Annotated in this window: 11 protein-coding genes; 2 read left to right on the forward strand and 9 right to left on the reverse strand. The window is 61.8% G+C overall.

Annotation, left to right across the window (positions count from 1 at the left end):
* Positions 1-15: 15 nt before the first annotated feature.
* The 9 genes from ACL9RI_RS22695 to ACL9RI_RS22735 form a co-directional block, all read right to left on the reverse strand.
* Positions 16-3,075 carry a CHASE domain-containing protein gene (locus ACL9RI_RS22695; RefSeq protein WP_422728751.1) on the reverse strand — a complete coding sequence of 1,020 codons (3,060 nt, stop codon included), beginning with the start codon at positions 3,073-3,075 and terminating at the stop codon, positions 16-18.
* 514 nt (positions 3,076-3,589) lie between these two features.
* Positions 3,590-5,089 (reverse strand): CoA-acylating methylmalonate-semialdehyde dehydrogenase, encoded by a 1,500-nt coding sequence (locus tag ACL9RI_RS22700; protein ID WP_422728752.1) that lies wholly within the window; start codon positions 5,087-5,089, stop codon positions 3,590-3,592.
* 8 nt (positions 5,090-5,097) lie between these two features.
* Positions 5,098-5,892 (reverse strand): 5-deoxy-glucuronate isomerase, encoded by a 795-nt coding sequence (iolB, locus tag ACL9RI_RS22705; protein ID WP_422728753.1) that lies wholly within the window; start codon positions 5,890-5,892, stop codon positions 5,098-5,100.
* On the reverse strand, positions 5,889-6,803 hold the full coding sequence (gene iolE / locus ACL9RI_RS22710) for a myo-inosose-2 dehydratase (RefSeq protein WP_422728754.1): 915 nt from the start codon (positions 6,801-6,803) through the stop codon (positions 5,889-5,891). The genes iolB and iolE overlap by 4 nt, the downstream gene beginning before the upstream one ends.
* A 1-nt stretch (position 6,804) precedes the next feature.
* Positions 6,805-8,664 carry a 3D-(3,5/4)-trihydroxycyclohexane-1,2-dione acylhydrolase (decyclizing) gene (gene iolD / locus ACL9RI_RS22715; protein WP_422728755.1) on the reverse strand — a complete coding sequence of 620 codons (1,860 nt, stop codon included), beginning with the start codon at positions 8,662-8,664 and terminating at the stop codon, positions 6,805-6,807.
* Complete coding sequence (locus ACL9RI_RS22720; protein ID WP_422728756.1) at positions 8,661-10,607, reverse strand: bifunctional 5-dehydro-2-deoxygluconokinase/5-dehydro-2-deoxyphosphogluconate aldolase; 1,947 nt, start codon at positions 10,605-10,607, stop codon at positions 8,661-8,663. The genes iolD and ACL9RI_RS22720 overlap by 4 nt, the downstream gene beginning before the upstream one ends.
* Positions 10,608-10,615: 8 nt before the next feature.
* Positions 10,616-11,401, reverse strand: a complete 786-nt coding sequence (locus ACL9RI_RS22725) for an ATP-binding cassette domain-containing protein (protein WP_183676388.1) — start codon at positions 11,399-11,401, stop codon at positions 10,616-10,618.
* Between the two features lie 3 nt (positions 11,402-11,404).
* Positions 11,405-12,574 carry an ABC transporter permease gene (locus tag ACL9RI_RS22730; protein WP_422728757.1) on the reverse strand — a complete coding sequence of 390 codons (1,170 nt, stop codon included), beginning with the start codon at positions 12,572-12,574 and terminating at the stop codon, positions 11,405-11,407.
* 138 nt (positions 12,575-12,712) lie between these two features.
* Positions 12,713-13,759 (reverse strand): sugar ABC transporter substrate-binding protein, encoded by a 1,047-nt coding sequence (locus tag ACL9RI_RS22735; RefSeq protein WP_422728758.1) that lies wholly within the window; start codon positions 13,757-13,759, stop codon positions 12,713-12,715.
* A 251-nt stretch (positions 13,760-14,010) separates the two neighbouring features.
* On the opposite strand from ACL9RI_RS22735, the gene ACL9RI_RS22740 reads away from it, so the two are divergent.
* Together ACL9RI_RS22740 and iolG are read left to right on the forward strand one after the other, a co-directional pair.
* Positions 14,011-14,877, forward strand: a complete 867-nt coding sequence (locus ACL9RI_RS22740) for a MurR/RpiR family transcriptional regulator (protein ID WP_422728759.1) — start codon at positions 14,011-14,013, stop codon at positions 14,875-14,877.
* The gene (gene iolG, locus ACL9RI_RS22745) at positions 14,870-15,856 is read left to right on the forward strand and encodes an inositol 2-dehydrogenase (protein WP_422728760.1); all 987 of its coding nucleotides are present in this window, start codon (positions 14,870-14,872) and stop codon (positions 15,854-15,856) included. Before ACL9RI_RS22740 ends, iolG begins: the two co-directional genes overlap by 8 nt.
* The last annotated feature ends 23 nt before the right edge of the window (positions 15,857-15,879 follow it).

Consider the following 15,879-nt stretch of genomic DNA (forward strand, 5'->3'; position numbering starts at 1 on the left):
AGCATCATCGTGCACTCAACGCGCATCGTACAGCGCAAATTCCAGCATAATTTGTTCGGCCACCTGTGCCAGGGCCGGCGCCATCGCCGCGACCAGCGCGCGCGCCTGCGGCAAGTCGCCGCCACGGCGCAGGCCTTCGATCGACAAACATAGCGCGGCGAAGGCATTCGCGCCCACCGCGCGTGCCGACGATTTGCTGCGGTGGCCCAGGTCCGCCAGGCGGCCCAGGTCTTCCAGCGCCAGCGCCTGCTCCATCTCGGCGATACCGTCGCGCGCCGTGTCCAGGAAAAGCTGCGCGTACTTGCGCATCTTGGCCGTATCGTTGCTGAACGTGAGCGCCAGCGTCGCCAGGTCGAGGACGGCCGTATCGCGCCACTCGCCGCCCTGGTTCAGCGATGGCGACGACTGCAGGTTTCCCGGAGGCGCGGAAGCGGCTGCGGCAGACGGCGCGGCGTGGCCGATGCCGCCACGCAGGCGGAACCATTTCGCCAGCAGGTGAAACAGCAGATTGGGCGCGATCGGCTTGGTCACGAATTCATCCATGCCCGCCTCCAGGCAACGGGCGCGGTCTTCGCTGCCGGCATTGGCCGTCATGGCAATCACCAGCACGCCCGCCAGGCGCCGGTCGGCGCGGATGCGGCGCGTGGCCTCGAAGCCATCCATCTCCGGCATCTGCACGTCCATCAGCACGCAGTCATAGCGCTGCTTTGCCAGCAGTTCCAGCGCTTCGCGGCCATTGTTGGCGATGGTTACGGTAGCGCCCGCGTCTTCCAGCAACTCGCAGCCCACCTGCTGGCTGAAGACATTATCTTCCACCAGCAGGATGGACGCGCCGCGGATCACGCCCAGCACTTCGGACTCGACCTCGTGCATGCTGTCGTCATGTACGCCCACGTATTTTTCCAGGCGCGCCGTAAACCAGAAAGTGCTGCCATGTCCAGGCTGGCTGGCCACGCCTACCGTGCCGCCCATGAGCTCGGCGAGCTGCTTGCTGATCACCAGGCCCAGGCCGCTGCCGCCATATTTGCGCGTCGTCGACGGGTCGGCCTGGTGGAATGAGCGGAACAGCTGCGCCACTTCTTCCTCGCTCATGCCGATGCCCCGGTCCTGTACTTCGAAACGCAGCATGCATTGATCGTCGCGCTCGTCGGTCTGGCGCACCCGCACGAAAATATTGCCGTTTTCAGAAAACTTGATGGCGTTGCTGGCCAGGTTCAGCAAGACCTGCTCCAGCCGCAGCGGATCGCCGCGCCAGCGCTGCGGCAAGCCGGGCGGGATATCGAAACGGAAGGCCAGGCCGCGCGCGGCGGCCGCATCACCGAGCTGGCTGGCGATATTGGCCAGCAGGGTGTCGAGCCGGAAGTCCAGCACTTCCAGTTCCAGCTTGCCCGCCTCGATCTTGGAAAAATCGAGGATATCGTTGATCAGGCCCAGCAGATGCTGGCCCGAGTGGTAGATTTTTTGCAGATAATCGCGCTGACGGAGATCGGTCACCGACTTGAGCGCCAGGTGGGCCATGCCGATGATGCTGTTCATCGGCGTGCGGATCTCATGGCTCATGTTCGACAAAAAGTCGCTCTTGGCCTGGCTGGCCGCATCGGCCTGCTCTTTCAGGCGGTGCAGTTCCGTCACGTCGGTGGACAGGCCGATCACGCCCGTCACGGGTCCTGGCAAGCCCAGCGGCACTTTCACGCTCCACAAATGGTGAACTTTGCCTTGCGCATCGACAAAACGTTCTTCGCCGACAAACTTGACGCCATTGTCGAACATCTGGCGTTCGGTATTGAGCACGGCGGCGGCCATTTCGCCACTCATCAGTTCGCTGTCCTGCCGGCCGATCACCTGTTCCGGGCTGCGCCCCAGGATATGCGCCGCCCTGGCGTTCACATAACGGTAACGCAAGTCGGCATCCTTCATGTAGACATAGGCATCGACGCTGTCGAGCACGGTATCGAGCAAGGCGCGCTGGGCGATGGCGTAGCGGCGCGACCGGTACAGAGTGTAGATATAGCCATAGGCCAGCAAGGTGCCCGCCACGCCGACCAGCAGCGCCAGCCAGGGAAAGTAATGATCGAAATTGCTGTATAACTCAGTCTTGCGGATTCGAAAATGCGCTTTCCACGCGCCGCCCTGATACTCCACCGGCAAGACCTGATCGAAATACGCATCATCGCTGCCGGGCTGCGGCGGCGCCACCGCCAGATCCTTGCCGTCGTTGTACAGCAAACGGTCCTGCGGCATGAGGCTGAGTTCGGCGTCAGCCGACACATTGGCCGCGCCAGCTTCGCGGGGCCAGGCGTACAAAGCCAGGTGCAGCGATTCCAGCACGCTGTGCTGGAATGCGCTGTGTACCAGCTGGGCCACGCCAAAACCGATGCCAACCGAGCCCTGATAGGCGGCGCGGCGCTCGCTTTCATTCGATAGCGGCATGCCGTTGCGGTACACGGGCAGCCGCAAGCCCAGCCCCACGTGCGCGGGCGGCCCCTTGATCATGATCACTTGCCCAGAAGCACTGGCCTGGCCGCTATCGCGCGCCAGCGCCAGCGACTGCGCCACCAGCGGATTGGCGGCGATATCGATGCCGTGGCGTTCGGACAGCAGCGGGTCCGGCTCCAGATAGGTGAGCACCGTGTAATCGGGCCGTAAACCCGGCGGGCGTATCGTGAAATCGGGATAGCCCTCGCGATGCAAACTGGTGTCGGCGCGCACGGCGGCGACAAAGGCGGCGCGCTGCTGTTCGGTGATGGCCGCCGCATAGTTGATCGATTCGATGGCGGGAAACTGATGCACCAGGTCCAGGCCGGCCACATAATCGTGGAATTGCCGGCGCGACAATGGATCACTGGTACGGAACAGCGCCTCGAGCCCATGCAACAAGTCCGAATAGCTCTTCACGCGCGCCGCCAGGCTATGCTGGGCGCCACGGGTCAGATTGTCGAAGCGCTGCCACGCATCGTCATTGACGGTACGCGCCGCATCGGCGTACAAGGCACCGCCTATCACCAGCGCCAGCAGCGTGCCCCCCGCCCAAATCTTGAAACCTGATACCGTCCAGCTCCTGTTCAGAGTGTGCATTGTCGATCGCTTATTCGGGTTCCTCAAGTAACGGGTCCGCAGCCCCGCCTGACTAATGCCAGCATACTATCAAAGCCCGTGCGCGAGATGCTTGCTCACGAAAAAAAATGCAATATGGCAAACGTTGCCATATTGCATTAAGCCCTAATCAAGATGACAAGAGGATTTGCGCCAGAATCCCGCTGAATGCTCACATCCCTTGGTCGCAGGTAACGACTTCTTGATGATCGCTACGGCGGCGAGTAAATCACTGGCGCCTGCGTCGCCAGGTCGGCATGGTCCACGCGCCCAGTAAAAATTTCGCCCGCTGCAGCTTCCGGATAACCCTATGCTTGCAAGAAACTTTTGACCTTCTCGCGCGCCTGCCACTCATTCCATGCCATGACCAGATACGCACCCAACTGCTCGGCACCCTTCTCCCGCCTGCAGATGGTGGCATGGCGATTGCTGGAAAGGCGCTTGTTCCTGACCAGCCAACAAGCCACCAAGCTTGCTGACCGGCCTGCAGGCACTATTACTTCAAGGTCGGCATCGCAAACTCTGCCCCGGCCTGTGTCGAGGCGGGCCAGCGCTGGGTGACGGCTTTCTGTTTCGTGTAGAAACGCACCGCTTCCGGGCCGTGTGCGTGGTGGTCGCCGAACAGGCTGCGCTTCCAGCCGCCGAAGCTGTGGAAGGCCATCGGCACGGGAATCGGCACGTTGACGCCCACCATGCCGACCTGCACGCGGTGCGTGTATTCGCGCGCCGTGTTGCCGTCGCGCGTGTAAATCGCCGTGCCGTTGCCGTATTCATGGGCGTTGACCAGTTCCAGCGCCGTCGTAAAGTCGGGCACGCGCACGATGCACAGCACGGGGCCGAAGATTTCCTCTTTATAAATCGTCATGTCGGGCGTGACATGGTCGAACAGGCTGCCGCCCAGGAAAAAGCCTTTTTCATGGCCAGGCAGCACGAAACCACGGCCATCGCTGACCAGGGTCGCGCCCTCCTTCACGCCGCTAGCGATATAGCCGGCAATCTTGTCCTTGTGCGCTTGCGTCACTACCGGGCCCATCTCGGCCACCATGTCCATGCCGTGATTGATTTTCAGGGCCGCGATGCGGGGCCGCAGGGCCGCCACCAGCTGGTCGGCAACATTGCCCACCGCCACCACCACCGAAATGGCCATGCAGCGCTCGCCGGCCGAACCGTAGGCCGCGCCCATCAAGGCGTCCACCGTCTGTTCGATATCGGCGTCGGGCATCACCACCATATGGTTTTTCGCCCCGCCCAGCGCCTGCACGCGCTTGCCCTGCGCGCAGCCGGTGGCATAGATGTATTCGGCGATCGGCGTGGAGCCGACAAAACTGACTGCGCGCACGTCAGGGTGATGCAGCAAGGCGTCGACGGCCTCCTTGTCGCCCTGCACCACGTTGAACACGCCATCGGGCAAGCCGGCATCCGTCAGTAGTTGCGCCAGCAGCAGGCTGGCCGACGGGTCGCGCTCGGACGGTTTCAAGACAAACGTGTTGCCACAGGCGATGGCCATCGGGAACATCCACATCGGCACCATCACGGGAAAGTTGAATGGCGTAATGCCCACGCAGACGCCCAGCGCCTGGCGGATCGACCAGGCGTCGATGCCGCCAGCGACCTGCTCGCTGTATTCGCCCTTCATCATTTGCGGAATGCCGCAGGCGAACTCCACCACTTCGATGCCGCGCGTCACTTCGCCTTTGGCATCGGTAAACACCTTGCCGTGCTCGGCCGTGATCAGGGCCGCCAGCTGGTCCGAGTGTTCTTCCAGCAATTCCTTGAATTTGAACATGATGCGCGCGCGGCGCAAGGGCGAGGTTTGCGACCAGGCGGGAAACGCCGCATGGGCGGCCGCCACAGCGGCATTCAGTTCTGCGGCCGTGGCCAGCGCCACTGTGGCCGCCACGGCGCCGGTGGCAGGATTGAATACGTCGCTGGTGCGCTCCGAGCGCGAAGTCATCGGGTTGCCACCGATATAGTGGCCGATCGTAGGGGTAGTCATCTTTTCACTCACTTTGTCATCAGCCATTCATGGGCCGGGTCGTTTTTAAAGTGCCAGACCCGTTTCGGGCCGGCCATCACATTCAGGTAATAGCCATCGTAGCCATACGGCACGGTGACGGGATGGTAGCCACGCGGCACCATCACCACGTCGTGGTTTTCCACCGCCATCGCCTCATCGATGGAGCGGTCGTCCGTATAGACCCGTTGAAAGGCAAACCCCTGCTCGGGATTGAGGCGGTGGTAATAGGTTTCCTCCAGCGAACTTTCCGTCGGCACGTTGTCGTTATCGTGCTTGTGCGGCGGATAACTCGATGAATGGCCAGCCGGTGTGAGTACTTCCACCACCAGCAAGCCATCGGCTTCGGCCGTTTGCGGCAGGATGTCGCAGACATAACGCGTATTGGCGCCCTTGCCCCGCACCGAGCGCGTCATCGATTGCGGTTCGATCAGGCGCGCTGGACGGTGGGTGGCGGCTGGCGCACTGCACAGTGCCACTTCGGCTGCATTGCTTGCCGTGATGCTGACCTTTGTTTCCAGCGGCACATACACGGCATACGGCGAACGCTCTTCAAACACGCTGGCGCGTCCGCCGATATCAGTCCAGGTCTGCTCGCCCGCCTGTACCGTTACCGTGCCTGTCAGCACCACGATGCAAAGCTCGCGCGCCCCTGTCTCCAGGGCAATCTGTTCACCGGCCGCCAGGCGATGGGCGGCAAAACCCACGTGCGTCCAGCCGGCCGATGCGGGGGTCACTTGCACGATCTGTTGACCGTGCTTATTGGCTTTGACTAGCAGGCTCATGCTGCCTCCCGACCTGTATTGGGGATTTCGCGCACCAGCTGCGCCAGGTAGTCATAACCCATCTTGGCATATTGATAGCTGGGCGCCACGGCGGGGTCCTGCTCCGCTTCCACCACCAGCCAGCCTTCATAGCCATTGCGGTACAAGCTGGCCAGAATTGCCGGGAAGTCGATGCCGCCATCGCCGGGCACGCTGAACGCGCCATTGATGACAGACTGCAAGAAGCTCCAGTGGCCATTGCGTGCCAGTTTCACCACCTTGGGCCGCACATCCTTGCAATGCACGTGGCATACGCGGTGGATATGTTTATTGAGTATCGTCAAGGCATCGCCGCCGCCAAACGTGATGTGGCCCGTATCGAACAGCAAGCCCACATCCGGCCCCGTCAGCGCCATCAATTGATCGACGTCGGCCGGGGTTTCCACGTAAGCGCCCATATGGTGGTGGTAGGCCAGGCGCACGCCGCGCGACAGGCAATGGGTGGCGAAGGCGGTCAGCTTGTCGGCGTAGTCCTGCCACTGCTGCTGCGACTGGAAGCGGGGGCGCTTGTACAGCGGGCGCGGTTCGCCCTGGATGGCGTCGGCCACTTCGCCATACACCATCACGGTGGCGCCGCTATCGGCCAGCAGACGCAGATGGGACTCTACGGCAATGATTTCTTCTTCGACAGAGCGGTGCACCAGCCGGCCTGAATACCAGCCAGAAACACAGGCCAAATCGTATTTACCCAGCACGGCCCGCAAGGCGGACGCTTCCTTGGGAAACTTGTTGCCCAATTCAAAGCCGGCATAACCGATTTCGGCGCCTTCCTTCAAGGCCGTTTCCAGCGGTGTTTCGCCGCCCAGCGAGGGCAGATCATCATTCATCCACGAAATCGGGTTGATGCCGATACGTACATTCCATGTATTCATCTCAATTCCTTTGCTTCAGGCGCTCGGTTTCATAACGGGCACGCGCGGCGCGCACGCCTTCCTGGGTCGACACGGCGGGCACGGCCACTTCCCACCAGCAACCGCCCTCTTCGGTGGTGCGCGTGTCATCGGTATTGATGCAGATCAAATAAGTCCGGCTGGCGGCGCGGGCGCGCAGCATGGCTTGTTCCAGGCCGGCGATATCGTCCACATGTTCGCTCAAGGCGCCCAGGGAGCGGGCATGCATGGCAAAGTCGATTTGCGGCGCGCCTTCGCCGGCCTGCAGGCAATCGGCCAGCATATTGTTGAACGGCGCATTGCCGCACGCTTGCTGCAAGCGGTTGATGCAGCCATAGCCCCGGTTGTCGAGCACCACGATAATCAGTTTTTTATCGAGCATGACGGAAGTGGCGATTTCCGAATTCATCATCAGATAACTGCCGTCGCCCACCATCACGATCACTTCGGCCTCCGGCTTGGCCATCTTGACGCCGAGGCCGCCCGCGATTTCATAGCCCATGCAGGAATAACCATATTCCATGTGGTAGCCGCCCGGCGTGCCGGTGCGCCACAGCTTGTGCAGTTCGGCCGGCAAGGTGCCTGCCGCGCAAACGACGATATCGCGCGCGGTGGAGTCTGGCGACGAACGTTGCACGGCGCCGATCACTTCACCGTCATACGGCAAGCCGGCCACCGCGCGCTTGCCTGTAATGGCCGCCACCGTTACACGCCATGCCGCGCCCGCCTGCTGGGCCCGTTCATTCCACTGGCCTGCGCTGTTCCAGCCGTCCAGCTGGCGCGACAAGCCCTGCAAGGCCAGGCTGGCATCGGCCTGCACCGCCAGGCCGCGGCGTTTCAAGGCGTCAAAGGCGTTGACGTTCAGGCTGACCAGTTCTGCGTTGGCAAACAGCGCATTCGAGCCCGTCGTAAAGTCTTGCAAACGCGTGCCCACGGCCAATACCAGGTCGGCGTCCGCCGCCAGGGCATTGGCAGCGGGCGACCCCGTCACGCCGATGGCGCCCAGTTGCAAGGGATGGTCCCAGGGCAAGGCGCCCTTGCCTGCCTGGGTTTCCGCCACGGGTACGCCATGGCGCTCGGCAAAAGCACGCAAGGCCGCGCTCGCTTCGCCATACAGCACGCCGCCCCCAGCCACGATCAAGGGTTGCCGGGCTTTGTTCAGCAGCGCCGCCGCTTCTTCCAGTTCCGCTTCGACCGCCGGCACCGCGCGGAAACGCACGATGCGCGGCTCGAAAAATTCCTCGGGATAATCGTAAGCCATGGTCTGCACGTCTTGCGGCAAGCACAGGGTGACGGGGCCGCAGGCGGCCGGGTCCGTCAAGGCAGCGATGGCGCGAGGCAAGGCCGTCAGCAATTGCTCGGGATAAATGATGCGGTCGAAATAGCGCGACAGCGGCTTGAATGCATCGTTGACGGACACGCTGCCATCGCCGCCATCTTCCAGCTGCTGCAAGACGGGATCGGGCGCGCGCGAGACGAACACGTCGCCCGGCAGCAGCAATACCGGCAAGCGGTTGACATGGGCCAGGGCGGCGGCCGTCAGCAGATTGGTAGCGCCCGGCCCGATGGAACTGGTGACGGCCATCATGCGCCGGCGCATATGGGCCTTGGCGTAAGCGATGGCCGCGTGCGCCATCGCCTGTTCATTGTGGGCGCGGTAAGTGGGGAAGTGCTCGCGGTATTGATACAGCGCTTCGCCCAGGCCTGCCACATTGCCGTGGCCAAAGATGGCGAAAGCGCCGCCAAACAGCGGCTGCCGGTCTGGCGTGCGCAGCGCCGCCAGGTAGCGCACCAGCGCCTGCGCCATCGTCAAACGTATGGTGTTTTGATGTGGCGCACTCATGCGGCACGCTCCAGCTGCTGGCGGGTTTCTTGCCACAGCGAAATCAGCTGCTCGAAGTTGGCCCGCACGGCGGCAATCAGGCCTGCATCGTCGATTTCGCCAGCCAGCCAGCGGCGGCCCGGTTCCTGGAAGATGGTGCGGCCGACCATGAAGCCACGGCAAGTGGTGCTGTTGCGGGCCGCTTCAAAACCATCGGCCAGCGCGTCGATGGGCGCATTCAAGCCCAGCAGCACCACGCCCCTGCAGTATGGGTCGCGTTCCTGCACCAAGGCATCGATGGCTTGCCATTGCTGGGCGCTCATGCTTTCCAGCTTCCACCATTCCGGGTAAATGCCCAGGTTATACAGGCGTTTCACTGCCCGATAGACGGTGTCCGGGTGCTGCGGCAAGCTATCGGACGGTATGACTTCGAGCAAGAGTTCGTGGCCGCTCACTTGCGCCGCATCGTACAGGGCCTTGATCTGCGCTTCCTGTTCCAGCCGGTTTTCCACCGTATCGTCCGGATGCAATTGCACCAGGCATTTGATGACATGTTCTTTCGGCCAGCTGGCCAGGTGCGAACCGATCGAGCGGCCCCAGTCGAATTGCAGGGGATTGGAGCCCGGTAATTCGACGGGACGGCCTATCCACCAGCCGCGCCCGGTGGCGTCGTTCAGCGCGTCCAGGCCATAGCGCCCATCGATCAGCACGCCGGTCTTGCCGGCCAGGCCCAGCGCGGTTTCCGTTTGCGCCACGGCTTGCACCATCAGCTGTTTCAAGGCCGAAATCGCCGCTTCGGGTGCGCCCGTTTGTTGCGCCAGCTCAAAGAATTGCGTGCGATGGTCGAAAGCAAACACGCATACTTCGTCCCAGGATTTACGGGCCACCGTCGTGCGGTGCAAGCGCGCCAGGGTGGCGTCCTGGTCGGGATGCGTGAGTCTGGCGGCATGGGCCAGGAAATAATCGAGTTCCACCGGCGACGGCATGGCCGGTGCGCAAGCGTGGCGCGACACCACCAGCGCGCCGCAGGCATTGGCGTAACGGCAGCAGGCCGCATACTCTTCGCCGCGCAGCCAGCCTTTTAAAAAGCCGGAAATAAACGCGTCGCCCGCGCCCAGCACATTGAGCACGTCGACCCGCACGCCGGCATAATTGAAGGCGTCATCGAGATTGGCGGGAATCGCCGCCTCGATCACGGCGCAACCCAGGGGGCCACGCTTGACGACCAGGGTGGCGCTGCTGGCGGCACGCACGGCACGCAGGGAAGCGAGGATATCGGCGCCGCCGCCGGCGATCATGAATTCCTCTTCCGTGCCGACGATCAAGTCAAACTGCGGCAAGATGCCTTGCAGGTGGCGGGTCACCCCTTCGCTGGAAACAAAGCGCGTCTCGCCATCGGCCTTGCCCGACAAGCCCCACAGCACGGGCCGGTAGTCGATGTCGAGCACGGTGCGCACATCGTTGGCCCGGGCCAGTCCCAGCGCCCGGGTGCTGACATCATGCATGGCCGCCGTGGAAAAATGCGTGCCGGTAATTAATAAAGCCTTGCTGGAGGCGATAAAATCTTCGTCCACCGAGGCAGGTTCGATGGCCATGTCGGCGCAGTTTTCGCGGTAAAAAATCAGCGGAAACGTGTGTTTATCCTTGATGCCCAGCATCACCAGCGCCGTCAGCCGATCCTGGTCGATGCCCACGTGGCTGACGTCGCAGCCTTCGCGGGCCAGGGTGTCGGTCAGGAAACGGCCCATATGGTCGTCACCCACCTTCGACAGCATGGCCGATTTCAAGCCCAGGCGGGCCGTGCCGAACGCCACGTTGGCGGAAGAACCGCCCAGGTATTTGGCAAAGCTCGTCACGTCTTCCAGCGGGCTGCCGATCTGCTGCGCGTACAGGTCCACGGCCAGGCGGCCCAGGCAAATCACATCGAGCGCACGGCCGTGGGCAAATTGTGTCGTATTTTTCATGGCTATCCTTAGATCGTGACACCGTCGAGTTCATTCATCAGCGTTTGCATTTCTGCACCGCCGGCCATCATGTCCAGTACTTCATCCTTGGAAACAGTTTCCTTGGTGTAAGTGCCCAGGGACTTGCCCCGGTTCAGCAAGGTGAAGGAATCGCCCACCGGATACGCATGGTGCACATTGTGGGTAATGAAAATCACGGACAAGCCCCGTTCGCGCGCCTTGTAGATCAGCTTCAGGACATTGAACGATTGCTTGACGCCCAGCGCAGCCGTCGGCTCGTCGAGGATCAGCACTCTTGCGCCGAAGTGGATCGCGCGGGCGATTGCCAGGCACTGGCGCTCGCCGCCGGACATGGTGCCCACGGCCTGGTGCGGGTCGCGCACCATGATGCCCATCTCGGCCAGCTTGTCGCGCGCGGTGGTGGCCGCGTATTCCATGTCCATCACGGGCAAGACGCCAAACATTTTCTTGATCGGCTCGCGGCCCATGAAGAAATTGCGCGCCACCGACAGCAAGGGTACCAGCGCCAGGTCTTGATACACAGTGGCTACGCCCAGGTCCAGCGCTTCTTTTGGCGAGTTAAAACTGACGGGCTGGCCATCGACCAGGTATTGCCCGGTGGTTGGCCGGTGCACGCCGGCCAGGGTCTTGATCAGGGTCGACTTGCCGGCGCCGTTGTCGCCCAGCAAGCAATGCACTTCGCCGGGTTTCAAACGCAAAGTGACGTTTTGCAAGGCGATCACGGAGCCGAAACGTTTGCTGATATTTTCCAGCGCAAGGATGTGTTCGCTCATGGCTTATCTCGCTTCCGTGACGCGTGCACGGATAAAGTTGTTGAACAGCACCGCGATCAGCAGCATCACGCCGAGGAAGACGCGGAACCAGTCCGAATTGATATTGGTGTAAGTGATGCCGATCTGCACCACGCCGAAGATCAGCGCGCCGAAGCAGGCGCCGACCACGGAACCGTAGCCGCCCGTCAGCAAGGCGCCGCCGATGACGGCCGCGATAATCGCTTCGAATTCCTTTTGCAAGCCACGGTCGGCGGCGGCCGAGCCCACATCAAATACTTGCAAGGTGGCAAACAGGCAGGCGCAAAACGCCGTGAAGACAAACAGCGAGACCTTGATGGTTTTCACGGGCACGCCCACGTTCTTGGCCGCATTGGCGTCGCCGCCGACGGCAAAAATCCAGTTGCCGATGCGGGTGCGGGCCAGGACAAAGCCAGCCACCAGCGCCAGCACTGCCCACCAGACGATGACCTTGGGAATGCCTTTCACCAGCGGCGCGCCATTGTCGAGCGCGGTGATCCAGCCTGCCTTGGCCATCCAGACAAACAGCGAGGTGCCCACTTCGCCGTGGAACAGGGTGGTCGCGAGCCAGTCATTGGCCGCCAGGTCGCCGATGCCGCTGACGATGGTGCGGTTGGCAAACATGATCGACAAGGCCAGGGTCAGGCCGCGCAGGATGAACAGGAAAGCCAGGGTGACGATGAAGGAAGGCAAACGGGTTTTGATGACCAGGTAGCCATTGAGCCAGCCCAGCGCCATCGAACCGGCAAATGCAAACAGAATCGCGGCCCACACGGGCCAGTGGAAATACACGGAAGGGATGGCGATCATCATGCCGGCAAAACCGATCATGGAGCCGATGGACAGGTCGAACTCACCGGCAATCATCAGCACGCAGGCGCCGATGGCGATGATGCCCAGGTAAGCGGCCACTTGCGCCCAGTTGACCACGCCGTCCAGGTTGAACATGCCGGAATCGCCGGCCGTCAGGATGAAGAAAGCGAAGACCAGGATGGCGCCCGAGATCGAGGCAAATTCCGGCCGGCCGAACAGGCGCTTGATCCAGCTGACCTGGCCCACCCGCTCGTCCTTGCCAGGATGGGTCGGTGGCTGGACTGGCGGCGTGCCGGCAGCGGCCACGCCGCCCTGTTCCACGCTTAATTTCACGGTACTCATGCTATGTCTCCCTTGTTTTATAGCAAGCTGCCAGCCTGGCCCGACATCAACAGTCGCGGGCGGCAGCACCCGCGCGCCGGCAGAACTGGCCTGCGCGCGGGGACAACGTTGTTACTGCGATGAATGGAAAGTAGATGCTTAGCGGAATTGGCCGGCGTACTTCTCGACCTTGGAAATATTGTCCTTGGTCACGTAACCAGGACCGGAACCGATATGGCGCGGGCCATACGAAGGCGCCAGGCCATATTCCGCCAGGCGTGCCTTGAACTTGGGATTGTTCATCAGTTTTTCGCGTACCTTGGCCAGGTCGGTAGTCTTGTCCTGTTTCATGATGGCCAGCACGGCGACGGGGATATAGCCTTGCAAATAGGGCTGCTGGTCGATGGCGAACTGGATGCTGCCATCCTTGATGCCTTTCGAAATATCATCGGACAAGTCGAAGGTGGCAAACCAGATCTTGCCTTTCAGTCCCATTTTTTCCAGCGCTTTCAAGGAGGAGTGGGCCGAAGTCGGGCCCAGCGCCAGCACGGCCTGGGTTTTCGGATTGTTGCGCAGGTAGGCGCTGAGTTTACTTTCGATGGTGGTCGGATCTTCCCCCACGTCCAGGGTGGCCGCCTTGAAGTCGACGCCGATTGCTTCGGCAAAGCCACGGCAGCGCTCGAACGACGAGGGATTGGTGGCGTAATGATTGACACACACAAACGATTTGATGCCGGCCGCCTTGGCTTTTTCACCAGCGCCCTTGCCTGCCTCGTATTCAGGCTGGCCCACGTGCATCACGGCGCCCAGCTGCTCGCTTTGCGCCAGGGTGCCCGAGTTGATGGTAATGAATGGGATTTTCTTGGCGGCAACCAGACCCAGCGGTTTTTGCAGCACGCTGAAGTCGGCGATGCTGACGATCACGCCATCATAGTTGCGGGCCGCCGATTGCTCGACCAGCCGCGCCATGTCGGCCAAGTCGCCATTCGGGGGATTGCGGTAGTCGACGGTGACGTTGAAATCTTCACCAGCTTGCTTGACGGAATTTTTGATGGTGTTCCACCAGGAATCGGAGTCCGGCGCATGGCTGATCAGCACGAATTTCTCGCCGGCCGCGTGGCTGGCGCCCATGCCCAGGGTCAAGCCCAGACCCAGGCTCAGGATGGCTAGACTCTTGAGTATTCCCTTACGCTTATTGCTTTGCATGAATGTCTCCTTGAAGGATTAATTTTTATAGTTGCCAGCTTTATAGCGTGTCACCGGCAGTCCCAAACAAGCTGGCAAGACCGATGCACTGCGCACAGCTTAGGCCACAAAAAAAACAAATGCAATAAAATTTTCAAAATAAATTTAAATAGAAAATCGTTTCTATTTTTAGCATTCACTCCTATAATTCTCGCCAGAACCGGCCGCCTCCCACCATCCATCGCGGCCCCGCAAGCAGACAAGGAAGAACCATGGCAGCAACCGCCCCCATCGAACAATTGATGCAGCATATCGCCGCCGAATACGACAGCCTGTCGCGCCAGTTGAAAGTCATCGCGCAATACATCGAAAAGCACCGCGCCAGCCTGATGCTCGAACGCATCAGCGACATCGCCGCCGCCTGCGACGTGCAGCCCTCGGCCATCGTGCGCTTTGCGCAGCGCTTCGGCTATTCCGGTTTCAGCGAAATGCAGGACGTATTCCGCCAGGCCTACACCGACCAGGCCGGCGCCACGCCCGATTACCAGCAGCGCATCCGCAAGCTCATTTCCACCCGCGACGCAGCCCTGAGCGTGGGCGACCTGACGCGCGAATTCATCGGCGCCAGCAGCACCGGTCTCGATGACCTGGGCGCCAGCCTCGATGACGCGCAGCTGGAAGCGGCCGTCAACCTGTTATTAAAAGCAGAAAATATTTATGTGATCGGCGTGCGCCGCTCATTCCCGATCGCCTCTTACATCGCCTACGCCCTCGAACACACGGACAAGCGCGCCCACCTGGTTTCCGGCCTGGGCGGCATGCACCGCGAGCAGATGCGCAGCATACGCCCACGCGATGTGGCGATCGCCATCAGTTTCTCGCCTTACGGCAAGGAAACCCAGCAGTGCATCAAGCTGGCGCAAGACAAGGGAGCGAAAGTCCTGGTGATTACCGACAGCAAGCTCGCGCCGCTGGCGCGCAGCGCCGATGCGCTGTTGACCGTCACCGAGGGCAGCGCCTTCGCCTTCCGCTCACTGACCAGCACCATCTGCCTGTGCCAGGCGCTGTTCATCGCGCTGGCCTACAAACTAGAGCTCGACATCGAAGAAATCCATCACCCAGGAGAACATGATGATTGAAGTAGCATTGTTTGGCGCCGGACGTATCGGCAAGATCCACGCGGCCAACCTGGCCGCCCAGCCCGGCGTCCGCTTCAAGTACGTGGTTGACGTCAATGCGGAAGCGGCCGCCGCGCTGGCGACCCAGCATGGCGGCAGCAGCGCCAGCATTGAAACGGCGCTGGCGGACCCGGCCATCAAGGCGGTGGTGATCGCGTCCAGCACCGACACGCACGCCGACCTGATCCTGCGTTCGGCCACTGCCGGCAAGGCCATCTTTTGCGAAAAACCGGTCGACCTGACGATTGACCGGGCCCGCGCCTGCGCCGCGGCTGTCAAGGAAGCTGGCGTGCTGTGCATGCTGGGTTTCCAGCGCCGCTACGACCCGACCTTTGCCGCCGTCAAGCGCCGCATCGAGGCCGGCGAAATCGGCACGCCGGAAATGCTGGTCGTCACCAGCCGCGACCCCGGCCCGCCGCCCGTGAGCTATATCAAGGTATCGGGCGGCATCTTCAAGGATATGCTGATCCACGATTTCGATATCTTCCGCTGGATACTCGACGACGAAGCCGTCAGCGTGCACGCCACGGGCAGCTGCCTGGTGGACCCGGCGATTGCCGAAGCGGGCGACCTGGACAGCACCGTGGTGACCATCCGCACGGCCAGGGGCCGCTTGTGCCAGATCAATACCACGCGCCGCGCCGCCTATGGCTACGACCAGCGCTTCGAAGTGCTGGGCAGCAAGGGCATGCTACAGGCCGGCAACCACAAGCCGACCGAAGTGACCGCCTACGGCGCAGACCACGTCAGCGAGGACAAGCCGGAAGACTTTTTCCTGGAACGCTACCGCGTGGCTTACGCCCAGGAAATGGCGCACTTCTTTGACGCTCTCACCAATGGCACGCCGCTGCGCACCACCGTGCACGATGGCCTGAAGGCGCTGGAACTGGCGGAAGCGGCTACCATCTCGTGGCGTGAACAGCGTGTGGTGAACCTCTAAAAACAAAAATACTGGAGACACAT

This window comes from Janthinobacterium sp. Mn2066, from assembly GCF_049319705.1.
GTDB lineage: Bacteria > Pseudomonadota > Gammaproteobacteria > Burkholderiales > Burkholderiaceae_D > Janthinobacterium.

What these genes read in the sequence shown, in the direction of transcription:
- ACL9RI_RS22720 (WP_422728756.1), bottom strand. Translation starts at nt 10,607, where the DNA reads ATGAAAAATACGACACAATTTGCCCACGGCCGTGCGCTCGATGTGATT.
- ACL9RI_RS22700 (WP_422728752.1), bottom strand. Translation starts at nt 5,089, where the DNA reads ATGACTACCCCTACGATCGGCCACTATATCGGTGGCAACCCGATGACT.
- ACL9RI_RS22740 (WP_422728759.1), top strand. Translation starts at nt 14,011, where the DNA reads ATGGCAGCAACCGCCCCCATCGAACAATTGATGCAGCATATCGCCGCC.
- iolG (WP_422728760.1), top strand. Translation starts at nt 14,870, where the DNA reads ATGATTGAAGTAGCATTGTTTGGCGCCGGACGTATCGGCAAGATCCAC.
- iolE (WP_422728754.1), bottom strand. Translation starts at nt 6,803, where the DNA reads ATGAATACATGGAATGTACGTATCGGCATCAACCCGATTTCGTGGATG.
- ACL9RI_RS22695 (WP_422728751.1), bottom strand. Translation starts at nt 3,075, where the DNA reads ATGCACACTCTGAACAGGAGCTGGACGGTATCAGGTTTCAAGATTTGG.
- ACL9RI_RS22725 (WP_183676388.1), bottom strand. Translation starts at nt 11,401, where the DNA reads ATGAGCGAACACATCCTTGCGCTGGAAAATATCAGCAAACGTTTCGGC.
- ACL9RI_RS22735 (WP_422728758.1), bottom strand. Translation starts at nt 13,759, where the DNA reads ATGCAAAGCAATAAGCGTAAGGGAATACTCAAGAGTCTAGCCATCCTG.
- iolB (WP_422728753.1), bottom strand. Translation starts at nt 5,892, where the DNA reads ATGAGCCTGCTAGTCAAAGCCAATAAGCACGGTCAACAGATCGTGCAA.
- ACL9RI_RS22730 (WP_422728757.1), bottom strand. Translation starts at nt 12,574, where the DNA reads ATGAGTACCGTGAAATTAAGCGTGGAACAGGGCGGCGTGGCCGCTGCC.
- iolD (WP_422728755.1), bottom strand. Translation starts at nt 8,664, where the DNA reads ATGAGTGCGCCACATCAAAACACCATACGTTTGACGATGGCGCAGGCG.